Source organism: Saccharothrix sp. ST-888 (assembly GCF_000955975.1).
Lineage (GTDB): Bacteria > Actinomycetota > Actinomycetes > Streptomycetales > Streptomycetaceae > Kitasatospora.
In genome coordinates this window covers 1-1,481 of record NZ_JYJF01000270.1, presented here as the reverse complement: position 1 = coordinate 1,481, position 1,481 = coordinate 1, and the positions used below count along the sequence as shown (strand labels likewise).

Sequence of the window (1,481 nt, the reverse complement as noted above, 5' to 3'; positions counted from 1 at the left end):
CGGCATCGCACCCGTCCGCCCCGCCGAATACGTCCACTTCACCATCACCCAGATCGCCGGCCAACCCGGCCACACCAACTGACCCCACCACACCCGGGAACCCAGGAGGCACCGCACGTGTTGACCGGTGACACTTTCAGCAGCAACACCTTCGCCATCGAACTGGGCAAGTTCCAGGTCGAGACCGTCCAGGACGTCTCGGGGCTGACCCTGGAACAGGACGTGGTGGAGACCCGGCAGGTCTCCGCGACCGGCGAACTGATCGTGCGCAAGCAGCCCGGTGCCCGCCGGACCGGCGAGATCACGATCACCCGTGGCATGGACAAGAGCACCGCGTTCACCGACTGGATCAAGGCGACGCTGGTCGACGCCGATCTCGACGGCGCCCGGCAGAACGTCACCATCGCCCTGAAGGACGCCAGGAAGCAGACGGTCCGGCGCATCCACCTCACCAACGCCTGGGCGTCCCGCTGGGAGGGGCCCCAGCTCGGGGCCGGCAACTCCGGGACCGCCACGGAACAGGTGACGATCACCTACGAGGACATCACCGTCGAATAGACCCGCGTGGATCCCCATGGATCCCCGTGGATCCGCACCGTAGCGAGCCGTCGGCGACAGCAGCAGAGGGAGCAGCAGCGATGACCACACCGAAGCCTCCGGGTGTCTTCGTCACGGAGAAGTCCAGTGGTGTGCGCATGATCGTCGGGGTGGGCACCTCCACCCCGGCCTTCCTGGGGTACACCGGACTTCCGGAGACCGAGACCGAGGGGACGACCACTCCTCCCTTCACGGCGGACGAGCGGAAGGTGCCTCAACTGATCCGTGGCTGGCAGGAGTTCGCCGCTCGCTACAGCATCCAGGCGCTGGCCGGGGAGCTGGCCGGCCTCCTGAAGATCCGGGAGGATGCGAGGAGCCCTGACGATCTGAAGAAGATCCGCGTGCTGGAGCGGAGCTTCACCACGGCGGAGGCCGTGTACGGGTTCTTCGCCAACGGCGGGCAGTCCTGCTACGTCGTGGGCTTCACCGATCCCGCCACCGCCGTCACCGCCACGGCTCTGGCCGGCGACGCGGAGCGGCGTACGGGGCTGGGCGGGCTGGAGACCGTCCCTGAGGTGACCATGGTCGCCGTGCCCGGCCTGTGGGACATGACCGCCGGCACCTCCACCGCACCGACGCCGCCGGCACCGGACCTGCCGACGGGCCGGGTCCTGATGGGCACGGTGGTCGCCCACTGCGTGAAGCTGCGCAACCGGCTCGCGGTGCTCGACGCTCCGCCCGGCCAACTCGTCGAGCCGCTCAAGACGTTCGTCGGCACGCTCGCCTCCCCGGATTCGGACGATGCGGCGTTCACCACCCTGTACTACCCCTGGCTGTACGTCCCCGGCGTGGACGGCACCCCCCGCACCGTCCCACCCTCCGGCCACATCGCCGGCGTCTGGGCCCGCACCGACACCGAACGCGGCGTCTTCAAAGCCCCCGCC

At 69.2% G+C, this 1,481-nt stretch carries 1 protein-coding gene and 1 pseudogene; both read left to right on the top strand.

From position 1 onward, the window contains the following. Positions 1 to 117 precede the first annotated feature (117 nt). Positions 118 to 558, top strand: coding sequence for a phage tail protein (locus tag UK12_RS32550; RefSeq protein ID WP_045306815.1), 441 nt, complete (start codon positions 118 to 120; stop codon positions 556 to 558). Positions 559 to 638: 80 nt separating this feature from the next. Then, positions 639 to 1,481 (top strand): annotated as a pseudogene (locus tag UK12_RS32545) (hypothetical protein); the annotation flags it as partial.